This is a genomic window from Paraburkholderia aromaticivorans (assembly GCF_002278075.1).
Taxonomy (GTDB): Bacteria; Pseudomonadota; Gammaproteobacteria; order Burkholderiales; family Burkholderiaceae; genus Paraburkholderia; species Paraburkholderia aromaticivorans.
The window spans coordinates 126,863-152,437 of the sequence record NZ_CP022994.1 but is presented as its reverse complement, the minus strand read 5'-3'; the positions used below and the strand labels follow the sequence as shown (position 1 = coordinate 152,437).

Genomic DNA, 25,575 nt, shown 5'->3' with positions numbered 1-25,575 from the left:
CCGGCAGCGCACCAGTCGTTTCACTCCCTCTGCGCAGCCTACCGTCCCTGCTCAGGGCGAAGCCCCGAGACCCCAACAGCATGAGAGTCCAGTGTGAGTGGCAGTGAGGAACGACAGAAAACGAAGCACGTAATGGTGAGGGTGACGCCCGAACAGTTGGCCATTCTTCGCGAGAAGGCCACCGATTCCGGCGTCACCGTGCCGGAATACTTGCGCGCGTGCGGCCTTGGCCGCCGCACACGCAGCAAGATGGAGGCGCACATCATCAACGAATTGCGCCGCCTCGGCGGACTGCAAAAACATCTGTTCACCGAGGGCGGCGGCGTGCTGTCCAAAGAGTTTGCTGCAGTCCTCGTTGAAATTCGCGCAGCCATCGCACGGATCGGTGACTGACCGATGTTGGCGAAAATCCCCGAGCGACGCCAAGACGGCAGGTCCGACTTCGGCGACCTGGTGGAGTACATCACCAACCGCGACGACGACCAGGAGAAACTAAATGACGAGCTCGATCCAAGCGACCGAAGAAGACACCACCAAATTCTTGAGCGTGCTCGAGAACATCTCGCAGGAGCAGAAGACCATCTGCGCGCTGCTCGACGAACTGATTCTATTGATGCAGATGCCGTCCGAGTCCGTCTTGAAAGTGCTCGAAGGGCTGTTGCTGCCTATGGGGCAGAACATGGTCGATCTGACGAGCGAGTTGAAGACGCAGCTCGTGGACGAGGAGGCGTAGATGGCGATCAACATCAACGAAGCCTTGCCCGTGCTCGAAACCATCTACGAGCAGCAGCAAGCTATCTCCGACAGGCTCCGCAAGCTGATCGAGACTTTCAAGAGCGAGCCCGAGCCCGTCGAGCCAACCTTGCGTTTAATGCTGAGTCCGCTCAACGAAGGTATGGACGAGATGCATCAGATGTTGTCGCCGACCTCGGGCGACTCCTCGGCGAGCCCGAGCGAGTCGTAACGCTCAACGGCGTCGCATGCGAACATAACTGCCTGTCGCTGGCGACCGCTGCCGGCGAAATGAATGCCGTCGCGGCACAGAATCCGCGGGTCAAGGACCCGGTGTATCACATCGTGCTGTCGTGGCCGTCGTCGGAATCGCCGACGGACGAGCAGGCTTTCGACTCTGGCAGGTACGCGCTCGCGGCTGTCGGCATGGCCGATCATCAGTACGTGTTCGCCGTGCATCGCGATACCGACAACGCACACCTGCACATCGCCGTGAATCGCGTCAATCCCGACACGTTCGCGGCGGTCTATCCGGAGCGGGACTATTTCAAGCTCGATCGTGCGATGCGCGAGCTCGAACTCCAGAACGGGTGGCAGCACGACAAAGGACCATACGCCGTGTTCGAGCGTAACGGCCAAGTCGTCATCGATTGGGCGAGCAAAGATCCCAGCACGAAGGGCAAGCGACCGACGCCGGCGGCCGACATGGAGCGGCATGCCGATCAGGAAAGCCTGTTCACCTACGCGCGCGGCGAACCGCGCAAGGCGCTGCTAGCTGCGCTGAAGAACGACCAGCTCACTTGGCGCCAACTGCACAACCTTCTCGCGAAATACGGTCTCGAACTGCGCGAGAAGGGGCAGGGCTTCGCGATCTTTGATCTGAACTCAGGCGACACCACGCCGATCAAGGCCAGTGACATGCACGAGGCGCTTGGCAGAGCCAGGCTAGTCAAGCGCCTCGGCCCGTTCGAGCCGTCCGAGTCGACAACCGACTCCGTTCTGACCTACGACAAGCATCGACCACTGAAACGCGATCCCAAGGTTCGCGAAGAGCGCCGGCAGGAGCGCGCAGAGGCTCGGCGCGAGCTGCGCGCGCGGTACGACGAGTACAAAAGCGGCTTCGTCTATCGCCGGCTTGACCCGACCGACGTCCGGGCCCGGTTCGCGGCGATTCGGGCCGACGCGCGTCAGCGTCGCCTCGAGGTACGTCAAACAGTGACCGATCCAGCCGCCCGCAAGGCCCTGTACAGCGTGATCGCTTTCGAGACGCTGCGCGCACGCGATCGGCTTCAGCGGGAGATCCGCAACGAGCGCAAGGCATTGCGCGACGATCAGTCAAACCGACGCCAGCCATATCGTGAATGGGTCGAGCGTCAGGCGGCCACTGGCGACGCAGCAGCTATCAGCCAACTGCGTGGCTTCACCTATAGCGAGAAACGGCGTGCGAAGGAGCTTGAGCGGGCGCTCGCCAACGACGGAGCGGACGGCATCGTTCATCCGGACGACGCTGATCCTACAGCGCGTGACATCGCGGAAGGGATCTATTTCCGCGTTCGTCGGGACGGAACGGTCGTGTACCGTGTCGACGACGGCCGCGACGCCTTCATCGACCTTGGCAGACGCATCGACGTGTTGGCGAAGGGCGCGGCAGACAACTCCGCGATCGCCGCAGCCCTGCACCTGGCCGCCGAGAAGTATGGCGGCACGTTCGAACTCACCGGCAGTGAGGAATTCAAGCGCCGGGCAATCGACATCATGCTCGAATACAAAATCGACGCCCGCCTCAAGGACGCGGCTCAAGACGCGCTGCGTCGCTCCAGAGCCGCCGAGTTGGCGCGGGCAAGCCGCGACGCAAAGACTAGGCAACAACGCCGGAAATAGCCCCTTTCATTGCCCTCTTCGGTTTTGTATAGTAACCTTAATACGAAATTTAAAAGGAGGGCCACCTATGGCTATGCCGCGTTACACCCTTGCCGGTTTGCTGATCGGCCTCGCGCTCACTGGCTGCGCGACCCAGCCGAAGACCGACAACGCTCAAACCGAAATCGATCGCCAGATCCTCGACGCCTCGCAGAAGATCCAATCTGCGCAGGCCGACCTGTATCAGGCCGGTGCGCTGAATCAGGCGACCACGAAGTTGCCAGTGTCGATCGTCGACGATCAGCACCGCGTCACACTCTCGTGGCAGGGCGACGCCCTGCAGCTCCTGAACAAGCTCGCGCACGATCGCGGACTCGCGTTCTCGTTCATGGGCTTGCGCATGCCGCTGCCGGTCAACATCGACGTCAAGGACGCGTCTTACGACGCCGTGATGCAGATGGTCCGGGCGCAGATCGGCTACCGCGCCGATGTCACGCAGTACCCGGATAAGCTGGTACTGCAATACAACCGTCCGCAGTCCTGATACGGGGAGACGATCATGAAGCGCTTTGTCGTCGCGGCGATCCCGCTCCTCGTGGCCAGCATGGCACATGCTGCCGAGACCCAAGCCCCGGCCGCCGCATCGGCCCAGCAGGCGCAAACGCCGGCAACAGCGTCCTCGGCATCGGCCCCGGTCGCTCAGGCGCCGGCTGCGCCGGCACCCGAAGCTCAGGCGTCGACGCCGGCACCTGAAGATCAGCCGGTCACGCTTGATTCGCTCCTGAATCCGCCGTCGAAGGCGACCACCGGCCTCACGGATCTGCGCATGCAGATGCTCACCGAAGCCGGCAAGACGGTAGGCTTCCGCGGCGGCATGGCCGCACGTGCGCGCGTACTTCGCGACGCGCTCAACGCACGCGCCGAGAACCTCGATACCATCTTCCAGTTCTCGCCGCTCATCAACCGCAACGGCACCATTCCTCCGGTTATCGTCGAGGCCCGCGAACTGTCGTCGTTCTCGCCCGACCAGATTCGCACCGCGAATCGCGTCTACAAGATCGAGAAGGAAGAGCGCTTCGTCAGCGTTCCGCCGACGTGGCGAGACTACCTGTTTGTCGGGCTCCCGATGAAGGGCGGTGTCGATCTTCCGACCTTCGATACTCGGCCGCAGAACGGCAACGAAGAGGCTGTTTGGCGCGATGCAGTCAAGAACGGGTGGAGCGCAGGTGAACAGCAGGCGGATGCGATCCTTGCCGCCAATTTCAACCGGCTCACGCGTGACTACACCGGCATGGTGCGGTACTCGACGCTCGTGCAGGAGGGCATGATCTCCACTACGCGCGTCGCTGAATCCCGTCAGACGGTCACTGGTGACGGCCGGCAACTCATGCTCGGCGATACCCTGCGCCGCGTGACGAGCAAGGCAACGTTCGAAACGAACCCGAACAAGTGGAGCCCAACCGTCAATCGCGGCGAACAGCCCGCGCCGAAGGTCGCACCAGTTCCGCAGTCGGGCACTGCGCCTGCTGCCAAACCACCGGCAACGCAGATCGAAGGCCGACCGCTTGGCGACGACGAGAAATGAGTGAACTCATCCAGTTCGAGCCCTACGATTTTCGGGGCGACGTGACCGCGCATACTTTCAAGCACTTCTTGAAATATTGCTCGGATTATGGCGTCTCGGACATTCTCGTGCAGGGCGGCGATTACGCATGGGTCGAAATTCACGGTCGTCAGCGGCAGGCGAGCACCCACACGATCAAGCAGGGCCATCTATCCAGCCTGCTCAGTTCAGTGTGGCAGGCCGAGGTCGAGAACAATGTGCGTGGCGGTCACGGCGCGGACCGCTCATTGGAGCTCGCCGGGGAAGAGCTTGGCATCGAGCGCGGCAAGTTCCTTCGTTTCCGCTGCAACTTCATCCAGGGTCGCGTGGCACGGTTCGACATGGCCTACGCGATCACCATGCGCCTGATCCCGTTCGATTTGCCCGACATCACCAAGATGGGCATCGAGCAGGAGCTGTTTGAGGCGTTCTATCCCGGCATGGGCCTCGTTCTCGTCTGCGGCCCGACCGGCTCGGGCAAGACCACACTTCAATCCGGTGTCTACGGCTATGCCGGCATCTACATGCCGGACCGCAAGGTCATCACCTACGAAGACCCGATCGAATTCGTGCTCGGCGGTGCGCACTGGAAAGGCCCGCAGCCGCACCAAGCTCAAGTTGGTCGCGACATCGAGAGTTTCGCCACTGGCCTGCGCAATGCCATGCGCCGCAAGCCGAGCATCATCGGCATCGGCGAAATGCGCGACCTTGAGACGATCGACGCTGCGATCGAGGCTGGTCTGACCGGTCACTTGACCTACGGCACCATGCACACCGAGTCGTGCGCCGAGACGATCAACCGCGCGATTCAGGTCTATCCACCGCAACAGCAGTCGGCCGTCGCTTCGCGTCTGCTCGGCTGCCTGCGTGTCATTGTCGTGCAGCGCCTGCTCAAGACAACTGACGGTAAGCGCGTTGCCGTTCGTGAGTTCGTGATATTCGATCGCGACTTCAAGAACGAGTTGCAAATGCAGCCTTACGACCAATGGGCACCGATAATCCGCGCACGTCTGGAGTCCCAAAAGGCGACGCTGGACGATAAGGCTTGGGCTCTCTACGAGGCTGGCCGTATCGACAAGAGCGAATTCATCGAACTGGCCGGCCATAAAGCATTCCGTATCCGTTCGCAGGAGGCAGCATGAGCATCTCCATCTGGCGCCACGCTTCGCAGACACCGACGTTGCTCGGCATTCCCTGCATCGCGTACATGCCCATCTTCGTTTGGCTGTTCCACATGCGTTGGTGGACCTTCTGGACCGCCGTGGGCGTGATCGTGTTCTTCGCCGTGCTGGCGAAGTTCGGCCTCACGTTCAAGGTCCTATGGCAGAAGTTCCTGCACCTGCTGCGCGGTTCGCGCATCTACGCCCGTCCGTGGTGGTATCGCAACCGCTTCCAGGATCACGAGTGATGCTCGAGCGAATCCGCATTTCCATTGCGCGTGCGAGCGAGATTCGCAACCTCGAGCGCCAAGTCGCAGCCTCGCCACGCGCGAAGGCGTGCAACATTCACCAGCTCGGCCACGATCGCGCCGTATGGCGCATCCCTGTACCAGGTCAGGCCGATCGTTACATGTCGGCATCCGCTGGCCACATCGGAAACGAGATGTTCGCGGTGCATGTCGACGCCGACGCCTTCTACCTCGCATGGTTGCGCAGCGACGAGCAGTGCGTTTTGCGCTCGCAGATGCCGCGCGACTACAAGTATGCGTATGCGGTCGACGGATTCGCGCAAGGCAGTTCCAATCCGGTACCGCTCGCCGACGTCGGCGCATGGAACGACGAGCGCGGCCGCACGCACATCGGCTTCACCAACGGAATCACGCGGAGCTTCTGGCTCATCTCCAATGGCGCTCCCTCGTTTCCGGTGCAGGTCCACGGGCGCGAGTCGGCCGAGCTGCTGCATCGCACGGCCGGAGCGACCCAAGGGCCGATCTGCTACGCGGATTTGTTCGCACCCGCCGACCTGCGAAACGCGCCGAACCGATCGTCCAGCCGCGCGCCGCGGCCATGATGTCTCTCAGCCTCTAGCACGGCCCTCGGATAACGCTAGAGGACTTCTCGCCGGCCCTTGTGGCCGGTTTTTTTTTGCCCGGCAGAGGTCGCTCGCGCGCTGGCGCCGGGCAAAAGAAAAGGCCACCGAAGTGGCCTTTTGGCAGGATCGCGATTGGATCGTCATTTCCAGATATTGCTCCAGAAGGCCGACGATTGCGACGACCCTGCACTGGTCTGCTGCAACGACGGGCCACTGATCTGCGGCACGCTGCCAACTATCTGGCCAGCGCCCGTGCCATTCACAGCACTGCTGACCTGGCCGTTGATGCCGTTCATCACGCCGTTGATCTGGCCATTGACGTCACCGACGACGCCGTTGACCTGATCACTTGCGATCTGGCAGACCTTATTCTTGATCTGGTCGAAGATGTCAGAGAGGGACGGGAATTGCGGGGCGGTAAGCACCGAAGTGATACCGCCCACGCATTTTCCAAGAATGTCCGAGGAGGACCGTTCGCTTTGGGCAGTCTGCTGCGCAGCCTGTTTATCCCGATCGTAACCGCTCTGACTGCCTTGCGCAGCAGCGCTGCCGCTTCGGCAGGTCGCTGCCTGTACGCTGACAGCAGAGCACAGCAACAGCACGAATAACGCGCGTACATAGATTTTCATGGCGATTCCCTCGATGGATTAACAGGCGGCACGGCGTCAAGCCTTAGCGCGCGAACTACGGCGTGCTTTTGGAGCGCCGGCCGCGTCCTCCTTTGCTTTGGCTGCCGGCGCCGTCGGTTTTGGGCTCGCTTCTCCCGGAGCCGCGCTGCTCTTGCTGTCGTCTTTCGGACGCGCTTGACGCGCCTCCTGAAAGCCCAGCTTCCGGTGCAGCTCGTCGTCGACGTTCTTCGTGATCCGCGCTTTGATGACTTCGTTCCCGACGCTGAACAACACTTCGTCGAAGTATACGGGTTTCCCGTCCGAGCGACGGTTCACGGCGTTACCGAACCCGAGTTCCTTCCAGTTCGTGTCGTCGCCATTGCCATGCGGCTCGACGAGCTTCAGGAAGTTCGGCTTGATCTCGCCGGTCTCGGGATCAGGGTTCTTGCGCTCGTTCATGTGCGCGATCACCTGGTGCTTCTCGTCGCCGACCTTGATGAAGCCCTGCAGATAGTCGCCATTGCCCTTGAACAGCAGCGCCGTCGTGTCGAACTCGCCATTGTCGAGCTTGCGCACACCGCGCAAGATCAATTTCGGCTCGTTCTCTTTTGATGCCTGATTGTCACTCATAGCAGTTACCTCACTGTTAGACGATTTCGCGCTAACTTCACCATTGCCCATTGCGTCGCGCACGCGCAATTCGGATTCCGAACCGGATACAAAGCCGGCCGGTTCAGATTTCATGTTCGCTAGATAGCCGTCGGCGTCCGCCGGCGGATCGCAAGGCTTCCCAGCCTTGTCGAACCAGTAAATGAGATCGGAGGAGGGCTGCGGCCCGAGTTGCTCGAGGTCGGTCTTGAGCTCGTCATCGCTCTTAGCCCACACCTGGATCGCTTCGCGCTGCACGGACCACCAATCGAGCGCGCGCACGGGGAGCAGATCGGCCGCTAGGCGGCTCGCCGGCGCGTCATCCGCTGCATCTGACGGCGAGGCCGTCACGGGCGCGTTTCCCGCTTCCTGATCGCCGTTAGCCGGCTTGCCGATGAGCGGCTTCGGTCCCGCCCCTTCCTGCGCTTCCGGCAGCTTCGGCTCCTCACCCGCGGCCTTCGAGAGCTCGCGGCGAAGCGCGTCCTGTTGCGGGTTCTTCAACGTCACGTCGACCTTATGCTTGAGCATGATCTCGATCGCGTGCCGCTGAAACGCCTCGCTACCCGTCAACTCGAACGAGCCGCCGTACTTCTCCTTCGCGAGCAGAATCGCGGCAAGGATCGCTTCTTCATCTTCATTCGCCTTGCTAGCCATCACGATCTGTTGACCGTGATCGATGAACGCCGGGCGCTCACTCACCATGTAGAGGACGCTGCCGTCCTTCTGAGCTTTGTACGTGACGTTTTCGAGCAGCTTGCTGATCGCCAGCTCGGGATCGAACGGTTTGTCGTCGGCGTCGCCGTCCTTGGCCTCGCCAGCGAAGCCGTCGGCTTCTTCCGCTGCAGGCAACGGCGACGCCGCGACCGGCGCAGCGGCAGGTGCGGTAGCTGCTGCTGCTTGCATGGCCTCGTCGGTCTTCTCGGCGCTCGCGGTCTCCGGGCTGTCGCTCGCGAGCGACTTCGCTCGCGCGTGGGCGACAGCCAGCAGATCCTGCGTCTCTCGCAGCGCAAACGTATCGGCGTTCGCTGCTCTAAGGGCTTTGAGGCGCAGCTCCAAACCGAACGCATAGTGCTCGACCGCCTGACGACGTTCGAGAACATAGCGCGGTGCCGGATCGCCTTCATTGCCAGCTCGCAAGGCCAAATCGGCGATCACTTCCTCGTGATTCGCCGACGCCCGCGACGCCTGATATGCCCGTTCGCCTTCGAAAGCCCGTTGGACTGCGCTTTCGGGAAAAGGGCAGGGCCGCGTCGTATCGACGCGCGCCATCGTCGTCGCGAGTTCGAGGGCCGCGCCTAGGTCGGCGCGATCGCCGCCGAGATACACGCGATCGACAGCACGGCCGAGTCGTGCCCATTCGGCATCGGGGACACGCCCAGCATCTTTGAACGATTCAGCGATGCGCAGCGCTGCCTGTTGCTCGGCGAGAAGTGCCGCACGACTATCCACGTAGTCGCGCGCTTTCCGTTCTTCCTTCTCGGCGGACCTTCGATCGTTCTCAGCGGAGAGTGTCTTGACACGATCGACCATTTCTGCATCGATTGTCTGAAGAATTTCCGCATATGAAACGTTTGCGGAAATATTTTGAAAGATGTCATCGGCCGCAAGCTCGTGTCGATCACCTGGCATCGCATGCCAGGCGGTCATGTCAGCGACGGCCCAATGTCGCACGAAGTCGGGTGCGAGGGCCTCCGATTCTTTCGTCTTACGGACCGTGATAAGCCAATCTCGATACGCAATAGACCGTTGCCCAATCGAGCCCTCGGGCGACACTTGAGAACCCGTTCCTGGACTGACCAAGCGCTCGTAAACCGCTTGGCGGAATTGCTGCATAACTGCGTCAGACTCAGCGCTCATAGGGCATTCCCTAGTTAGTGAAGGGCTGGGTTCGCCTCAAGTCACGACGCATACAGGCCGTTAAACGCCTAGTTGTTACCGTGAGCCGATCGTGGGGCTGAACCCTAGCCGCGCGAATTTCGTATCGTGTATATTATTCAAAATAGCCCGCCTTGGGAAGTGCCTAGAAAACACTGCCCACGGAGGGGCATCCTTGCTATCATTCCGTGAATGAGTATGGATATGAAAAATGAACAGCTTCAGCCAATCTGCGGAACTGACTTGGAGCGCTGGAGGATCGAGAACGGTCTGACGAAAGTTGCGGCAGCGGACGCATTCGGCTTGCAGAAAGCGAAGTGGGAGGAGCTGACCAGTGCTGAGAACTCGGCAAAGCAGATCGCCGATCCGGTAGTGGCCATGCTCCTTCATTTGTATCGGCAACACCCTGAATCAGCGCCCGTAGAACTGCCGCCCGACGTCAAGGAGTTTTATGACTTCCTCGGGCTGCAGGACACGCCGCAGGATCGCGACAAGTTCGCAACGCTGATCGGACGTTCGCCGCCGTCGGTATATCGCTTGCTATTGCATGACGGTAAGCCCGGTCGGCCGGTGATGCGTTGGATCGAAGCAGTGCGACGGCTCAAGCTGACGCCGAAGAAAACTCTTCGGACGATGGCTGACGTAGTGAGCAGTGTTGGCGACCGACAGCACGTCGAGAAAGTGCTGATTCAGGGCTGGACTAAACAAGGTGATACTGGTGACAACGAGTGAGAAGCCCGACTCACAGCATATTATTGAACTATCGACGGTGTACTTTTACGAAGGTGCGGCGCCGCGCGTGATCGCGCTGAAGGATTGCGGTTTGCCTATGAAAAGCCCCGTTCCTGGGGCTTTTTCCGCTTTATACGGATACCAAAGCAAGCAGGAAGGATTCATGGCGGCTCGTGCCTATGCCGACAAGAATCGCCTGCAGTTCACCGTCATAGATCTGCTGGTCAAGCTGGACCAGAAACAGAATCCGCTCATGATGAAGCCGGAGGATCTGCCACAGCACGACTTCATCACGTTCCAACGGCTGTCGCGGAGCATGATGGACGAACTGCAGGGAATCCTGAAACGGCAGCTCGAGCACGAGGGCGTCGATACGAGCACGCTCGACCCGTCGAAACCTCACGTGCTCCTGATGCAGCGACCGGACCTGATCGCATCGGTCATCAACGAGCCGGGCTGGGAACACATGAAGGTCGTGACCTACCCGGCGAAGATCGCGCTCAGTGAAAAACCGCTGAACGTCGGCACCGTGCCGTTCAGGCATTGGGACTCGATTCAGAAGGCCACGTGTCGATTGAATCCAAACATCCAGATCACGCTCGATCCGCCGGATCAGCGCACAAAGGATGCCCCGGCGAGTGCGCCGGCACCAACCGACCGCCCACGCGCTCCGCGTATGAAGTAACGAAGCCGCCGAAGGGCGGCTTTTTCACACGTGCATTCAGCAGAGCAGGGCAGGGCCGCCGTCGGCGGCCACCCACCCATCCCCCCGCCCTTCCCGCCCTGCGGGAAGGGAGCGAGTCGCCCTCTGTCGTCAAGGGTGCGGGGGAGATGAACCTTTCCCCCACACCCTCGACTGGAGCGTCTGCACCGGCACGCCAGCCCGTCAAGGGCCGCTGCGCTGTCGTCCTCACCCGTTCGGTGCTCGACCTGGCCTGCGGCCAGCTCTGCGCTCCGCTGCGGCTTCCGGGCGTCCCCTTGACCGCCTGACATGCCGAACCCCCCAGCCAAATATTTACGCAATTACGTATTTACGTATGTACGTAATCAGACTATAATAGATCCCATGCAGTGACGGCCACGCCTCACCGCATCCCGGCCGGAACCACTGGCGGCTACCAGTCCCCGGCCTACCTCCCAACCGTCTAGGAGCAACACCATGAACGATCGCGCACCGATCTTCTTCTTCGACAAGCTGGCAGCGCTGGCCGACTTCACCACATTCGATGTTCGGGCTACCGAGGACGGCGGCATGCCGGTCTCGTGGGCGGTCGTCGGCACCTTGCCCAACGGCGAGATCTGGCCGGTCCTGACCGACCTGCTGACCGAGGCCCACGCGCAGATGGTCATGTCGTTGTGCGAGCTGGCTGCGATCGCGCCGGACGTCATTCGCGCGTTGAACGCGTTGCCGCGCCAGAAACTCAGCGGGCATTATGGCGACACCTACGAGCTCGTGGCAGCGCTCGAGCGCGTCACGCGATGAGAGGGCAGGCCGATCCTCAAGGCCGCCATCGCCTGACGCATGAAAAAGGCCGGATATCCGGCCTTTTTTCAGTATGCGGGCTTCAGCTCGACGCTCTCCTGCCATAGCCGCGCCCACTCGGCCCCGTACCGATCTGCGAGCGGTTTCGCGTTCCACAGGACCAGCGCGTTCTCCGCATTCCGGTTCGCGGCCGCCGACGAGTAGTTGAACGAGCCGGTCTCGACGTGAAGTCCGTCGATCACCATGAACTTGTCGTGCGTCGCCTCGTATCGGTCGTTCAACCGCACAGGCACACCCTGGTTCGCGAGGAACCACACAGCCGAATAACTCTTCGCGTTCTGCCCGCGATCGGCAACGACGGCGACCTTCACCCCGCGGCGACGCGCGGCCAGCAATGCGGTCGCGATCGGTTTGCTCGTGAAGCTGTACGCAACGACTACGATCGACGAGCGCGCGCTGTCGATCGCCCGCAGCACGACATCCAGTGCGCTCGCCGAGCCTGCGGCCGGCGAGAACCCGAGGTCATACGCAGCGCCGGCAGGCAGCGGTTGCACGGCGATCGCACCCGTCGCCGTGACGGCGATCGCGGCCGCAGCGACCAAACGCCGGATGAAGCACGAGTTCATCATGTCTCGGCTCCCTCGCGTCAGAACCGCACCTGGCGGAACGATGCGGATTGCCCTTTCTCCAGCATCCGCACCGCGCCCGTTTCCTGCGGCTTCAGGTACTTCAGATCCTTGACCTCAATCTTCAGCTTGCGCGCCGCTTCGTCCCAATCGGCCGTGGCCAGGTTCAGTAGCAGCAGCGTGCCCGCGTTCTTGATGAAGTCGGACGAGAAGTGTGCCGGCGACTGGCCCGCGAGCAGGATCGCGAGGCCGAACTTGCGCATCTCGTTCACGACCACGTTGATCGGGTTGCTCGCGTCCTCGTCGTTGAACTTCTTCGACTCGTCGAGCACGATCAGCCGGCGCAGCTTCCCGCCCGACTCGCCGCGCTGCATCATCTCGCGAATGATCGCTCGCATACGGAAGCGCACGAACATCTTCAGCTCGTCCTCGGACTGCGCGAGCGGTTTGAGAATGTAGCGACGCACGCGGGCGTTGCCGAAGGGCGGGGGATTCGGATTGAAGATGCCGGTCGCATTCAGGTTTTCAAGCCGCGTGATGACGCTCAACAGCACATCCTTGCTGTTGTACTTCATCGCCTCTTCGAACTCGCGGCCGTTCTCGAGGCTGTTCAAAAACGTGGCATGCGTGTCGAACGCCTTCGCCTTCGCGGTCTCCATGCGCTTCTGCAGGCGCTCCATGTCCTCGTCGTCTTTCGCGCCGCTCTTGGCCAGCTTCGTGCGAAGCTGGTTCACCGCGGCCATCGACCGGCAGTATTCATCGAACGCGCTGAGCGCTGCCCGCCCGTTATCCTTGTCCTCGATGCCCATCCACAGCGCCTTGAGCTTCCGTTTCGCGAAGCCGATCACGTCGCTGAGCGTCGGGTACACCTCGCGTAGCCCCGACCAGTTGCGCGCCTCCATCATCTCGCGGATCTCTGCCTCCGACGCTTCGCGTCGGGCCCACGAACGCGGATTGTCCGAGAAGATTCCCTTCATCATGTACGAGTCGGTCAGCAAGTGCCGAAGCACGCCTTCCTGATTGCCGCCGAGCTGGCGTGCCGTGCTGTTGATCGACTCGATCACGTCGTTGACAGCACGGCGCACACCGCCGTAGTGCGGATCGGTGTTCAGCACGAGCGGGTTGTAGCCGTAGCGCGTCGCTTCGCTGAACATCACCGTCTTCGCGCCCTCGATCTCAATGTCGCCGTGGTAATCGAAGATGTCGATTTCCACGTCGTCGGGCATGCCCGTAACGAACTGGCGAATCCAGTGCGTCTTGCCGGCGCCCGACGTGCCGGCGACGCCGACGTGATGATTCGACACTTGTGCTTCGCGCCAGTAGACCGGGACCTTCACGTTCTCGCGGAGCTTCCAGAAGTCATGACCGATCAAGATTTGTTGCGACATCGTTTCGTTCCTCATTCATCGAAGGCGGACTCGGGTATATCGTCGTCGTCGTCCATCGGCATCAGCTCGATAGGATCGTCGTGACGCGGCTCATGCATGTACCCGGAACGGCCGGCTGCCTCGGCCTCTTTCATCGCCTTGCGTGCAGCTTCAAAAAGGACAATCCCGCGCTCCGTCGGCGTAACCTCGAAGCGCTGGATGTCGTTCATGTGGGCGACGGCACCCACTACCGCCGACAGGATCGGATCGTCCAGCGACGGGTAATACGGTTTCTCGCTCCGACGGAGCTGCGCAAAGATGTAGTCGGCCGAATGCACGTCTGCGCTGCTGACCTTCTCGGCGCTACGCGGCAGACGCTTGAACTGCGGCCGTTCGATCTGCAGGAAGCGGTTGATACGCGCCCGGAGCTTCGACGTCTTTTTGTGCTCGTCCGGGATGTAGTACGACGCGCACGGCACCACGGCGTCCTTGAAGATCACCATGCCTTCGCCAGCGTTGAGCTTCTTCAGCTCGTTCAGCGTGATCTTTTCGCGACGCTCGACGCTCGATTGCGCCTGCGCCTGGTTCGACGTCGTGAACGTGCCCATCGTCGCATCGTGACCCGACAGAACGCTGAAATACGCGTCGCCACCGGCTTTCTTGATGAGCTCGAACGTGTCTTCCGGGTCCTCGAGCGCGAGCGTCCACTTCACCTTCGTGTTCGCGATCATCGAGGCCGATTCTTCGCTTGCCTCCCCGCGCTTGAGGCCCTGCACGTCCTGTACCGCGGCAATCATCATGAAGCCCAGCGAACGGGCCTGAGCGAACATGACCGCGATGCCCTCGGCGAAGTAATAGGCAAGCTCGTCGCTGATGATGACCGACGGGTTCGGCGCGTTCGTTGCCTTCGCATCCAGCACTTCCGCCTTCGTGCCTTCGAGCCGGTAGCCGAGGTTCTGCGCCATCATCAAGCGGATCGACGAGATGTACAGCTTGCCGAGCGACGCTGCCTCAGACGCCGATTTCTCCAGCGAAGGGATCATCACGACGAGCAGCCGGTTGTTCAGCAACACGTCGAGCATGTCGATCTCGGGGTACTTATCGGCGAAGATGAAGCCATACGTGTCCATCATCATCGACAGCGTGCGAGCGAACTGCCCGGTCAGATAGCCGTGCTGGTTGAACACTTCCGGGTCCCACTGCGTAGGATCGTGCGCCTGCGCCGGGTTGAAACCGGGCAGGCCGGTCTCGAAGTACGCCTTGATCGGCAGGAACGCCAGCTCGGGGATCTTGCCTTCGCGGCCTTCGATATAGAACTGCACTAGGTTCTGCAGCGCGAGGTAATGGCGGATCACTCCAATCGAAATGTCCAGCTCGCCCTTCGCTCGCTTGTAGCAGAGCGTGCGGAGCAGAGCGTCGATCATGTTCAGCGCCTTCTGTTGCCACTGCGCGCCGTCGCCGCTTGCACGCGGCAGCAGCGATGCCATCAATTGCAGCAGGAAGTCGGCAGAGCCGTCGCCGAACGAGTTCATCGAGTTCGACTGCGCGAGCACCGCACGGCCAGCAAAGCGGCCGAGCTCTTCGTCCACGATGCGCTGGAACGGGTCCATGCCACCGGTGAGGTAATTCAGGATCAGGAAGTCATCCTCGCGGCCGTGACGGCGCGACAACGACCATAAGCAGAAGGCGAGATTCGAGTCCGCCTTGCCGTCCCCATAGCAGGCCCCTGAGCCCCAGCAAATCGCGTTGTGGAACGTGCCCATCAACCCTTCGCTTTTGCCGCTACCCGTGGTTCCGACCTCGAACATGTGCGTGCGCGCGTCCGAGTTCGTCAGCCAGAGTTCACGGCCCTGATCGTGCAGGTTGCGCGATCGCAGGAAGCCGAGATAGAGAATGCCGCCGGCGACGAGATACTTGCGCAGGGTCTTCGAGCGCCGCACGAAGCCCCACAGCATGTTCTCTTCGACGAGTTCCTCGTAGTAGTCAGTACGATCGAGCCCGCCGACATCTTTCGGCATGCGCAGCGGCATCTGGAATTTCTGGTCCTGAAACGACATGACCATCATCCAGAGCAGAATGACCCATACCGGCCACAGCGCAGGCAGATAGACCTGCAGGCCGATGAACAGCACCAGGAAGTTGCGGAACGTCGACGGCCGGTAGAGCGCAGCGAAAAACCGCTGCTCGGCGCTGCGGGTGTCGACTGTCAGTCTCGCCGAGTCGATCTCGTGATTCGGGTCCAATGCCATCAGACTGCCTCCCGCTTCAACAGATATTCGTGTGCCATGAAAGATCGTCCCGTCAGTCCAATGCGACGCCGATGATTTCCTCGAGCTTCGCCTTCATTGCACGGCCGAACAGCTCGGCGTGCTGGATTCGCGCGAGGATTGCTTTCGCCTTCTCGGCGGCCTTGACCTGGCTTTCTGGCACGTTTCGGTCGAGCCCGTGAGCCACGTAGTCGGCAAGGAACGCACTCAGAGGCACAGCCTGTTCCGTCGCGGCGTGCCATGCTTCAAGTCCGTGCGACCGCACGAAGCTATCGGGATCTTCGTCTTCGGGAAGAAACAGGAAGCGCGCCGACTTGCCGTCCTTCATCTCGTCGAGCAGCACGGCTGCGGCCGCGAGCGCGGCCTTGCGTCCCGCCGCGTCGCCGTCGAACGCGAACACGATCGTGTCCGCATGGACCAGTAACCGGCGCACCTGCAGGTTGGTCAGCGCCGTGCCCATCGGCGCGACAGCGCGCTCGTCGCCGGCCTGGTGCAGGCTGATGACGTCGAAATAGCCTTCCACGATCACGGCAACTCGCCCGCTGCGGATCGCCGGCTTCGCAAGATGCAGCGCGTACAGCTCGCGGCCCTTGTGAAAGATCTCGGTCTCCGGGCAATTGATGTACTTCGGCGTCTTGTCGGGCTTCTCGATCATCGAACGACCGGCGAACCCGACGAGGTTTCCGGTTTCGTTATGGATCGGGAACATGATGCGATGGCGAAAACGGTCGTAGATCTCGCCGTCGTCGCGTTGCGCGGCAAGCCCGGAGGCCAGCAGCGCATCGCGACTCGTCGAGCCAGTCATCAGCTCGACGACGCCCTTCGCGACAACGCCCAACCCGAAGCGCTCGATCGTCTCAGCCGTCAGTGCGCGTTTCTCCTCGAGGTAGGCGCGAGCGGCCGGACTCTTCGCCAAGCCACGCGAAAACACCCGCGCGGCCTCTTTCAGTGCCTGATAGAGCGTGGCGAGTCGCTTGCGCTGCGCCTTATCCTCATCGCTGTCCCGATCCTCGACGGGCAGGGGAATGCCGCACACCCCGGCCAGATGCACCACAGCGTCGTGAAACGACATGTGATGCTTGTTCCGCATCCATTCGATCGCATCGCCGCGCGCACCGCATCCCCAGCACCGATACGTGTTCTTGTCGGGCGACACGTGAAATGAAGGCGTTTTCTCTTCGTGGAACGGGCAACACGCGACCAAGCTCTGACCGGCGCGTTTGAGTTTCACGTCACATTCAATCAGCGCCGGCAGATCGGTCTCGCTTCGGAGGCGGTCCAGAAAGTCATCGCCGAACCGGATGTACTTGACCATGCTGTTCCTTACTTGCTTGCCGTCGTCGCGGTCGACATCCACTGATTGATCGCGTCCGCCGTGTTCGGAATCGAGTCGGGCGTTTGCTCGCCGGCCGCATTGATGATGGTCGGCGTGCCGAGGAACCGCATCACGCGGAACATCTTGTCGTTCCGGGCCACCGCATCCGTACCCTCGGCGCATTCGGCGTTCGGCAGATCGTCACCCTGCACGATCTTCTTCCACAACGCGCCGCGTGCGTCGGGCTTCGCACACATGAGCTTCGCCGTGCGATGCGACGACGCTTCGCCGCCAATAACCGTCACCGGGAAGATGTAGATCGTGTAATCCTTCGCGAGCTTGTCGAGCTCCGGTTCGAGATCCTGGCAGTGCGGGCACGATGGGTCGGAAAACACGTACAGCGTGCCCTTGCTGCCCTTCGACAACTGGACGGCGTACTTGCCCGACTTCGCGCCGTCTGCCATCGCGAGAGCCAGTTCGGCGGGCGACGCCACCGCCGGCCGCGCGATGGGCGGCTGCACCGCGGCGGTGCCCAAATTGCTAGGCAGCGGCACCATCGGCGCTGCACCCGCTGCACCGATGCCGCCCGCTGAGCCGCCCACCGCACGCGTCGCCGCCATGTTGATCCCGAGCGCGAGGACGGCCACCGTCAGGGGCGCGAAGCCCCATTTCACCGCCGCTTTCCAGTAGCCCGCGAATCGTCGCACTCGTGCATAGCGCTTCAACGCCGCCTGCAGGTTATGAAACGCCGTGTTCGCGAGCGGCTCGCTCGAAAAGCGCTCGACGACGAACGCCTCGCCGGTGCCATCGTGATAGCGCGCCTCGATCGTGTTGCCCGACCGAATGAACGTCACGCCCTGATCGAGCCGCAGCGTGCTGACATGCTGCAACTCCCCGGTGCTGCCAAACTGCACAAGCAGCGATTTCTCGAACGGCCGAATGATGTCGTTGCTCTTCACGGATTACTCCTTGTTCTTGCGCGGGGCCATAAGGCCGACTTTGATGAGGTAGGCTTCCACGCCGTCGACAGCATCGTCGACGTGGGGCTCGGTGAGCCGATAGCCGCTGTCAAACGCGAAGTCTTCCCACAGGGTCTGCGTGAAGACTGCGGCCGATTCGAGAAAGGGCGTTTTGCGGCCCGTGGTGTTGAGGGTGTACCAGAGTCCCCGGTCCATACCCTTGAGCCAGCGGAAATGGGATGACGGCAGCTTGCCCGAGCCCTGCGCCGCCTTGTGCATGGCGTGCAACAGCGTGCGCGGGTAGGGATGCTTTTCGAGCCATCGCTGCGCTTCGGGATGCTGGGCATATTTCGCGAACGGCTTGTTCGCGATCGACAGGTCGGGGTATCCCTTCTTACCGTTCCACGTATGCTTGTGGCACGAACGGTTCAGCGCATCGAGCAGATCCTGCGCCTTGCCGCCATCCTTCCCGTCGGCGAGCAGCCGCGTGCCGAAGATCGCGAACAACGCTTTCTCCTGCGGTTTCATCTCGTCCAGCGACTTCACGGGCTGACCGAGATCCGCAACAAACAGGGCTCGGCAGCGCTCGCGGTCCAGTACGCCGTTCACCAGCAGACCGTGCTGCTCGACCCATTCCTCTGGATTGATCGAGCTCCGGTGTTCCTCCGGATCGACGTTCAGCAGCAACGTGTCCTTGTCGCCGTAATACAGCGACGGGATGATCGCCGGCGAGTGATTCGACATGATCCACGGCAGCGTCTGTACCGTGACTTTTCGCCGGGTTAGGTTCGCCTTGTGCTTCACCGCGAGCTTGATGCCCCGGATCGCCAGCAAGATCGGAATCCACACGAACAGGTAGCCAGCCCGGTTCATCATCGAGAGAAACTGATCGAATGACACAGTCGCTGGGCGCATGGCCAGATAGGCGACCTCCTGCTTCCATCGCCGGATCGCATCCGGCATGAACGGCCAATCGAGCGCCGACAGTTGATACCACGCGAGCTTGAGGCCGTAGTACACGATGTCGGCATGCGACGAGTACCACATGAACCAGCAGAAGCCCGCTGCGAGCCCGAGCATCCCGAGATACACGAGGCCCATGTCGTCGCGCTTACCTTGCGTTGCACTCATGCGTCATCCTCAAAATTTCATCGAGTTGCGATAGACGCGCTCGATGTACTGATACTTGTACTGCGGCGTGCGCGAGTGATAGTGCCCGACACCATCCCAAAAGCTGCCGCCCGCCTGGTTGATCTCGTAGCGCAGGATGTATGCGCCTGCGCGAACAGACCAACAGAAGTCGTCCGTAATCATCTGGCGCGTCACGCCAAACTGCGTTTCGAGACGCGTTGCCCACACGGTATTGATCTGCATCGGGCCATAGTCCGCCGTCCCGTTCGTGTTCTTGCTCACCGTGCCGAGGCGGCCGCCCTCGGTCAGCCAGACGGCCAGCAGCCCACGCACCGGCAGCGTGTAATCGTTCGCGGCCTGAACAACACATGCCGGCACGGCCACGACGCCGGCTGTTGCAGACGCATGCGCTATATGCGCGACGGCCATCAGGCCGACGGCGACACTGACTCGCTTCAAAAGCATTGGATCGTCCTTTCTCGGTGACTCATAATGCTATATACTTTTTTCGTATGGTAGCCATTCTACGGAAAAATAGCAAGCGGCCGAACGAGACGCGATCGGCGTCCTAAGCCGCTTGTAGCCGAGCAACTGAACCGAGGAAGGAACATGGGTAAAGCACTGATAGTCGCCGAGAAACCGTCCGTCGCCGCTGACATCGCGAAAGCGCTTGGCGGCTTCACCAAAGCCGACGGGTACTTCGAGAGCGACGACGCGATCGTCGCTCCGGCAAGAGGGCATTTGGTGAAACAGACGGTGCCGGTCGCCGACGGCAAAGACATGTGGAAGATCGGCGCCTTGCCGATCATTCCGGACAGCTTCGAGCTCGAGGTCATCGACGGCTGTACCGCCGAATTCAGCCGGCTGAAAAAGCTGATGGCACGTGACGACGTGGCCAGCGTCGTCAATGCGTGCGACGCCGGGCGCGAGGGCGAACTGATCTTCCGCCTCATATACAACAAGGCGGGGTGCCGGAAGCCGACGAAACGCATGTGGATTCAATCGATGGTCGCGTCGGCCATACGCAAGGCGCACGACGATCTGCGCCCCGGCGCCGAATTCGACCATCTTTCAGACGCTGCCTTTTGCCGCTCCGAAGCTGACTGGATTGTCGGCGTCAACGGTACGCGTGCGACGACCGCGTTACGCGAGCGGCAGACGCAGCGTCGCGAGGTATCACCCGTCGGGCGCGTCCAGACGCCAACGCTCGCCATGCCAGTCATACGCGAGCGCGAGATTGCCGCGTTCGTCGCGCGCGATTATTGGGAGATCCACGGCACGTTTCGCGCAGAGGCAGGCACCTATGTCGCGAAGTGGATCGGCGATGCCGACGGCGGCAGCGATTCGGCAGGCGAGGGCGATGCCGAATCCGAGCAAACCGGCGCTCGATGGTTCGACAAGGCGAAGGCGCAGGCTATCGTCGATAAATGCAAAGGCGTTGATCCATCGTCCGTGGTGGACGAGTCGAAGCCCGAGGAGCGCCACGCCCCCGCACTCTTCGACCTGACCGCGCTCCAACGTGAAGCCAACAAACGCTTCAAGTTCTCCGCGAAGAAGACGCTCGACATCGCACAAGCGCTCTACGAGAAGCACAAGGCCACCACCTATCCGCGCACGGACTCCCGAGCGCTGCCGGAGGACTATCTCGAAACGGCCACGACCACGCTGGCCAGCTTCGCCACGACGCCACTCGATGCGCATGCGCAGCGCGTCATTGACAACGGCTGGGTACAGCCCGACAAACGTATCTTCAACAACGCCGACATCAGCGACCACTTCGCCATCGTGCCGACGGGCCAGCAGCCGGACGGTCTGTCCCCTGACGAGCAGAAGATCTATGACCTCGTGTCGCGCCGCTTCATCGCGGTGTTTCATCCGTCGGCGAAATACGAGAAGACCGTGCGCACCACCATCGTCGCGGATGAAACGTTCCGTGCCTCCGGCAAGGTGCTGGTCGATCCGGGCTGGCTCGCGGTCTACGGCGACAAGGCTGATGACGACGCGACGCCCGCGCTTTGCAAGGTCGCAGATGGCGAGTCCGTCAAAACCGACTCGATCGACCTGAAGGCGTTGCGCACCAAAGCGCCGAAGCGCTACACCGAGGCGGCGCTTCTGTCGGCAATGGAAAATGCCGGCCGCCAGGTCGAAGACAAGGACATCCGCGCCGCGATGAAGGCCAACGGCATCGGCCGCCCAGCCACGCGCGCGGCGATCATCGAGGGCCTGCTCGAAGACAAGGACAAGAACGGCAATCCCAAAGAGCCCTACCTTCTGCGCGACGACAACGAGCTCGTGCCGACGCCCAAGGGCATGGACCTGATCGCGTTCCTCGAACAGGCTGGCATCGACTTTCTCGTGTCGCCGCAGATGACCGGCGAGTGGGAGCAGAAGCTGCTGCGCATGGAGAAGGGCGATTACCGCCGCAGTGCGTTCATGAGCGAGATCGCTGACCTGTCGACCGGCATGGTCAACACCATCCGCGCGAAACACGGCGAGCTGCCCGAGCCGGTTGCCAAGGCTCTCGACGCACCGTGCCCGAAATGCGGCGCCGCTGTTCATGTCGACGGCCGCGCGTATCAGTGCAGCGGCTGCGACTTCAAGGTATGGGGCGAAATCCTCGGCCGGCGGCTCACCGAGGGCGAGGCCAGCAAGCTGCTCGCCGATCGCAAAACCGGTGTTCTGTCCGGTTTCACCAGCCGCTCGTCGGGCAAGAAATTTTCAGCCGCGCTGAAACTCGACATCGATACCGGCAAGATCGACTTCGAATTCGAGGACCGTGCCGCGCCGGCGTCCAACGGCGAGGCGAAGCAGCTCAAGGCCAAGTGCCCGAAATGCTCGTCGGCTATCGAAGTGCAGGCATGGAACTACGCGTGTACCGGCTGCGACTTCAAGGTGCGCACCGAAATCGCGAGCCGCAAGCTCTCTGCCTCCGACGCCGAGACCCTCATCAGCAAGGGCAAGACGGGTGTGCTTGCAGGCTTCGTCAGCAAGTCGAAACGCAAGTTCTCGGCATCGCTGAAGCTCGACGCGAGCAACGGCAGCGTCACGTTCGAATTCGAAGATCGTAAGTGAGGAGGACCTATGCAGCTCCCGTTTGAACTCGATCCGCAGATCATCCACCACATCATCTACAGCCAGGCCGGCTCGATCGGCAAAGCAATCATTGAGTTGCTGATGAATTCCGTCGACGCGCGCGCCACGGCCGTGCGGCTTTCCATGACGAAGGAGGGCTTCGAGTGCTCTGATGACGGCAACGGTTTCGCGAGCCGCGAAGACGTCATTCGCTACTTCGGGCGCTTCGGCACGCCGCACGAGGAAGGCGATGCGACCTACGGCCGATTCCGCCTCGGGCGCGGCCAGATCATGGCCCATGCCAGCACGATCTGGTGTTCGAACGCGTGGCAGATGACGGTCGACACGCGCGCGATGGGCTACAGCTACGACCTCGAGCAGCTCGCGCAGACGCTGCCGGGCTGTTCCATCACCGGCCGTTGGTACGAGCCGCTCACGGATTCTGAGCTCATGTCGGCCGTGCAGGAAATCCGCGACCTCGTACGCTACACGCCGGTCAGCGTCGAGCTGAACGGCCGCGTCATTACCCGCGATCCCCGAACCGAGCGATGGGATGCGGAAGACGAATTTGCTTGGTATCGCGCGAAGGAAGATGGTGCCGTGTCGATCTACAACCAAGGCGTGCTGGTGCGACATGACCCCGCGCACATGTGGGGCGCAGGCGGGCTCATCGTCTCGAAGAAGGCAATCGCACTGAATGTCTCGCGTACCGAGATCCTGCGCAAGACGTGCCCCGTCTGGAAAGCCATCGCGAAACAGTTCGGTGCGTTGGCCGACGACGTGCGATCTCGACTCGGCGACCACCGCAAGACTGAAGCGAGTCGCGAAAAGTCGGCTCGCGCGCTGCTCGGCGGTGACCCGAACATCGTGAAGATTTACGATAAGGAAGAAGTCATCACGCTGTTGCCCGGAAAGCGACATGTGACGATGAGCGCATTCCTAAGCAAGTGCAATTACAGCCATAACAAGCGCCAAGGAAACCGCTTCACGGTCGTCGAGAATGGCTTTGAAGTGCCCAAGGGCGAGGCGATCGCCCGCGAAGGCATTGCCGTCGTCGTCCACCCGCAAACGCTTGAGCGCTTTGGCTGCTATAACGCGCACGATCTGCTCGACTGTATAGAACGTATACACGCCAACGTCCGAGAGGACATTGAGAAAAACGGTACCCGCTTTTGGGGGAGGCTTGAGCTACCCGAGCTCGTTGCCTTCTCGACGCTGCGCGACGCATTCGTCGAGCGCACGGCGCTTGTTACCGAGCGCGATGCGCTGGACAAGGAGACCCGCCGCGCATGGATCGCGCTTCGCACGATCCTGCACCATTACGCCGCCGTTCTTACTGGAGGCGAACGCTGGCGCCACGGCACTCCGAGGACGCGGGGCGGCAAGTCCTTCCAGATCCTCCTCGGCCAGTCGAACACTGCCGAGGCTTGGACGGATGGCGATAGCTACATCGCATTCACGGTCGACGTGGTGAAGCGCCTCAAGACGGTGCCGCTCAAGGCCGCCGCATACATTTTCAGTTTGATCGAACACGAGGTCGCACACGAAGGCGATAGCCTCGATTGCGGGCACGACGAAGCGTTCTACCAACGCTTCCACGATCTAACCATCAAGTATGCGCAGGAGCGCCAGTGGTACATGCACGCGTGGCTCATGCGGTACACAACCAGCATGGAGGGCGAGGGCAAGCGCGCGCGCGGCGAAGCGTGGCGCGAGCGCTATCTTGTCGATCGCGCGGGCACGGGCCGCACGAAGCGCGGATTGCCACGCGCAATCGACGACGCGGCCACCGAACCGGCCGTCGTGACGCCAGAAGAGAACATGGCCTTCATCGACTATCAGAATGCCCGCCTCGTGCAGGCCGGCGTTTGTCCGCCTCCGCCGAACTGGACGGAGGTGCTCGACCGCGCTCGCGCTACCCAACAACAGATCGAGGCCGAACTTCGCGCCAAGCGAGAGCGCAAAGAAGCCGAAGACGCCGCCGAGATGGCCGAGATCGACGCATTCTACGAAGAAATGCGCCGTGAAGAGGAGGCGGCAAGGCAACGTCTCGCCTTGGTGCTGGGCGTCGATGCCAATGAGATCAGCGGCGAGGCGCTTGACCGCCTCACGGGGCCAGGACTCACCGATGACGATGTGCGAGCACTCTGGTCCGAGAAGCCGTGGGCCGAATATGAGCAGCAGTTGTACGGCATGCCCGAGGACTATGAAGACCACGGGTCGGAGCCCTACGACGTTGAGACCGACACCGATACCGATGAGGAGTCTCCCGACAACGATGCGGCCGCAGTAGAGGCGGGCGCATTCTATCCCCCTGAATTGCGCGCACTGATCCAGCCGGGCGAGACGACATGGGCGCTCGAGCGCAACGCCGCGGCGGCCGGTTTCTACCGCGTCGAGGACTATCTGAAATGGCGAGCAGAGGTGAACTCATGAAGCGCTGCGCCATCGCCCTCGCGCTCGTGGCATCGCTCGCGGCTTGCGATCGCAAGCCGCCGGCCGAGACTGCCGAGCAACAGGGCACCCATCGCGAGGTCCTGCAGGGCTTCCAAGCCACGTTCTACCGCGTCAGTGAAGGCAAGCAGCGGTGGATCGAGGTCGCGATCGCCGTCGACGGCAGCAAGACGTTCCGCATGCCGGTGTTCTTCTCCGACAATGGGCGACTGGTCCAGGTCAACGACGACGAAGCCCGCGCGCTGATCGACAAGTGGCTCAAGCAGCGCGCTGCGAATGTTGCCTCCTTCGGGTCAATCGACCCGCAGGTAGGCGGCAACACCCCGTTTCTGGCCATCGACCGCAATTCCCCATAACGGAGCGACCATGCAAGAACGCGTCTACCTCGATGCTGTACCGGCCTACCACGCGACAGCGCCCGACGGCCGGACCGTGCCGTTCATCGTGTCGCTGCTGCTGCACGACGCCGACAACAAACCGCGCATCACGCCAGCCGTCGAGCGGTCGATCGACCGCACCATCGACATTACCGGCCGCGAAGGTCTCGCGCTGGCGATCATCGCCGCTGACGATGAAATGCCGGGCACTGCCCGCCGCTACATCGAGCGGGCAATGGGCATCCCCGGCGCGATTGTGCTGTTTCGGTGCCAGAGCCCCGAAACGGCAGAGCGTCTGATGCAGCACCTGCATGCCGAATATCAGCTCGCGCTCGTTCAAGAGCCCGCCGAGCCCCCGCGCGATAAAGAGGGTAGCGTCTAGAGCATTGCATGCTAATTGTTAATCGTGTACTCTTATAACAATTACATTGCATC

The 25,575-nt window shown here is 61.8% G+C and carries 23 protein-coding genes; 14 read left to right on the top strand and 9 right to left on the bottom strand.

Annotated elements, in window-relative coordinates; all coding sequences use genetic code 11:
• The first annotated feature begins 93 nt into the window (after window positions 1-93).
• The 7 genes from mobA to CJU94_RS40270 all read left to right on the top strand — a co-directional run bounded on the left by mobA (window position 94) and on the right by CJU94_RS40270 (window position 6,205).
• The gene (gene mobA / locus CJU94_RS40300) at window positions 94-393 is read left to right on the top strand and encodes a plasmid mobilization protein MobA (RefSeq protein WP_007183074.1); all 300 of its coding nucleotides are present in this window, start codon (window positions 94-96) and stop codon (window positions 391-393) included.
• Window positions 394-396: 3 nt separating this feature from the next.
• On the top strand, window positions 397-2,613 hold the full coding sequence (gene traI / locus CJU94_RS42465) for a TraI/MobA(P) family conjugative relaxase (protein ID WP_341868396.1): 2,217 nt from the start codon (window positions 397-399) through the stop codon (window positions 2,611-2,613).
• Window positions 2,614-2,680: 67 nt separating this feature from the next.
• Entirely contained in the window at window positions 2,681-3,136 is a 456-nt protein-coding gene (locus CJU94_RS40290; RefSeq protein WP_007183072.1) for a DotD/TraH family lipoprotein, read from the top strand.
• 288 nt (window positions 3,137-3,424) lie between these two features.
• A complete protein-coding gene (locus tag CJU94_RS40285) occupies window positions 3,425-4,177 on the top strand; it encodes a type IV secretory system conjugative DNA transfer family protein (protein ID WP_244221236.1) in 753 nt (250 codons plus the stop codon).
• Window positions 4,174-5,337 (top strand): plasmid transfer ATPase TraJ, encoded by a 1,164-nt coding sequence (gene traJ, locus CJU94_RS40280; protein ID WP_007183070.1) that lies wholly within the window; start codon window positions 4,174-4,176, stop codon window positions 5,335-5,337. Before CJU94_RS40285 ends, traJ begins: the two co-directional genes overlap by 4 nt.
• On the top strand, window positions 5,334-5,603 hold the full coding sequence (gene icmT / locus CJU94_RS40275) for an IcmT/TraK family protein (RefSeq protein ID WP_007183069.1): 270 nt from the start codon (window positions 5,334-5,336) through the stop codon (window positions 5,601-5,603). The genes traJ and icmT overlap by 4 nt, the downstream gene beginning before the upstream one ends.
• Window positions 5,603-6,205, top strand: a complete 603-nt coding sequence (locus CJU94_RS40270) for a plasmid fertility inhibition factor family protein (RefSeq protein WP_007183068.1) — start codon at window positions 5,603-5,605, stop codon at window positions 6,203-6,205. Before icmT ends, CJU94_RS40270 begins: the two co-directional genes overlap by 1 nt.
• 161 nt (window positions 6,206-6,366) lie before the next feature.
• Here CJU94_RS40270 and CJU94_RS40265 read toward each other — a convergent pair whose 3' ends face one another.
• Together CJU94_RS40265 and CJU94_RS40260 are read right to left on the bottom strand one after the other, a co-directional pair.
• Window positions 6,367-6,855 (bottom strand): hypothetical protein, encoded by a 489-nt coding sequence (locus CJU94_RS40265; protein ID WP_007183067.1) that lies wholly within the window; start codon window positions 6,853-6,855, stop codon window positions 6,367-6,369.
• 36 nt (window positions 6,856-6,891) lie between these two features.
• The gene (locus tag CJU94_RS40260; RefSeq protein WP_095423994.1) at window positions 6,892-9,339 is read right to left on the bottom strand and encodes an LPD7 domain-containing protein; all 2,448 of its coding nucleotides are present in this window, start codon (window positions 9,337-9,339) and stop codon (window positions 6,892-6,894) included.
• Between the two features lie 222 nt (window positions 9,340-9,561).
• On the opposite strand from CJU94_RS40260, the gene CJU94_RS40255 reads away from it, so the two are divergent.
• The 3 genes from CJU94_RS40255 (at window position 9,562) to CJU94_RS40245 (ending at window position 11,572) form a co-directional block, all read left to right on the top strand.
• Window positions 9,562-10,089: a hypothetical protein gene (locus tag CJU94_RS40255; protein ID WP_007183065.1), complete on the top strand. Its 528-nt coding sequence runs from the start codon at window positions 9,562-9,564 to the stop codon at window positions 10,087-10,089.
• Window positions 10,076-10,774 carry a hypothetical protein gene (locus CJU94_RS40250; protein WP_226206304.1) on the top strand — a complete coding sequence of 233 codons (699 nt, stop codon included), beginning with the start codon at window positions 10,076-10,078 and terminating at the stop codon, window positions 10,772-10,774. Before CJU94_RS40255 ends, CJU94_RS40250 begins: the two co-directional genes overlap by 14 nt.
• A gap of 474 nt (window positions 10,775-11,248) precedes the next feature.
• Entirely contained in the window at window positions 11,249-11,572 is a 324-nt protein-coding gene (locus CJU94_RS40245; RefSeq protein ID WP_007183063.1) for a hypothetical protein, read from the top strand.
• A gap of 68 nt (window positions 11,573-11,640) precedes the next feature.
• Here the strand turns inward: CJU94_RS40245 and CJU94_RS40240 are convergent, their stop codons facing one another.
• From CJU94_RS40240 to CJU94_RS40210, 7 genes are read right to left on the bottom strand one after another with little or no spacing between them, the layout of a single operon-like run.
• Entirely contained in the window at window positions 11,641-12,201 is a 561-nt protein-coding gene (locus tag CJU94_RS40240) for a phospholipase D family nuclease (protein ID WP_007183062.1), read from the bottom strand.
• A gap of 17 nt (window positions 12,202-12,218) precedes the next feature.
• Window positions 12,219-13,586, bottom strand: coding sequence for a helicase HerA domain-containing protein (locus CJU94_RS40235; protein ID WP_007183061.1), 1,368 nt, complete (start codon window positions 13,584-13,586; stop codon window positions 12,219-12,221).
• 11 nt (window positions 13,587-13,597) lie between these two features.
• Window positions 13,598-15,814 (bottom strand): TraM recognition domain-containing protein, encoded by a 2,217-nt coding sequence (locus CJU94_RS40230; protein WP_028229616.1) that lies wholly within the window; start codon window positions 15,812-15,814, stop codon window positions 13,598-13,600.
• A gap of 52 nt (window positions 15,815-15,866) precedes the next feature.
• A complete protein-coding gene (dnaG, locus tag CJU94_RS40225; protein WP_007183059.1) occupies window positions 15,867-17,147 on the bottom strand; it encodes a DNA primase in 1,281 nt (426 codons plus the stop codon).
• An 8-nt stretch (window positions 17,148-17,155) separates the two neighbouring features.
• On the bottom strand, window positions 17,156-18,106 hold the full coding sequence (locus CJU94_RS40220) for a DsbC family protein (protein WP_007183058.1): 951 nt from the start codon (window positions 18,104-18,106) through the stop codon (window positions 17,156-17,158).
• 3 nt (window positions 18,107-18,109) lie between these two features.
• Window positions 18,110-19,237: a secretion/conjugation apparatus DotM-related subunit gene (locus CJU94_RS40215; RefSeq protein WP_095423993.1), complete on the bottom strand. Its 1,128-nt coding sequence runs from the start codon at window positions 19,235-19,237 to the stop codon at window positions 18,110-18,112.
• Between the two features lie 9 nt (window positions 19,238-19,246).
• The gene (locus CJU94_RS40210) at window positions 19,247-19,702 is read right to left on the bottom strand and encodes a lytic transglycosylase domain-containing protein (protein ID WP_007183056.1); all 456 of its coding nucleotides are present in this window, start codon (window positions 19,700-19,702) and stop codon (window positions 19,247-19,249) included.
• 144 nt (window positions 19,703-19,846) lie between these two features.
• Between CJU94_RS40210 and topB the strand changes: the two genes are divergently transcribed.
• The 4 genes from topB to CJU94_RS40190 are packed head-to-tail and all read left to right on the top strand — an operon-like array spanning window position 19,847 to window position 25,522.
• Window positions 19,847-22,309, top strand: a complete 2,463-nt coding sequence (topB, locus tag CJU94_RS40205) for a DNA topoisomerase III (protein ID WP_095423992.1) — start codon at window positions 19,847-19,849, stop codon at window positions 22,307-22,309.
• Window positions 22,310-22,318: 9 nt separating this feature from the next.
• On the top strand, window positions 22,319-24,745 hold the full coding sequence (locus tag CJU94_RS40200) for an ATP-binding protein (protein WP_007183055.1): 2,427 nt from the start codon (window positions 22,319-22,321) through the stop codon (window positions 24,743-24,745).
• Complete coding sequence (locus tag CJU94_RS40195; RefSeq protein WP_007183054.1) at window positions 24,742-25,119, top strand: hypothetical protein; 378 nt, start codon at window positions 24,742-24,744, stop codon at window positions 25,117-25,119. The genes CJU94_RS40200 and CJU94_RS40195 overlap by 4 nt, the downstream gene beginning before the upstream one ends.
• A gap of 10 nt (window positions 25,120-25,129) precedes the next feature.
• Window positions 25,130-25,522 (top strand): hypothetical protein, encoded by a 393-nt coding sequence (locus CJU94_RS40190; protein WP_007183053.1) that lies wholly within the window; start codon window positions 25,130-25,132, stop codon window positions 25,520-25,522.
• Window positions 25,523-25,575: the final 53 nt, after the last annotated feature.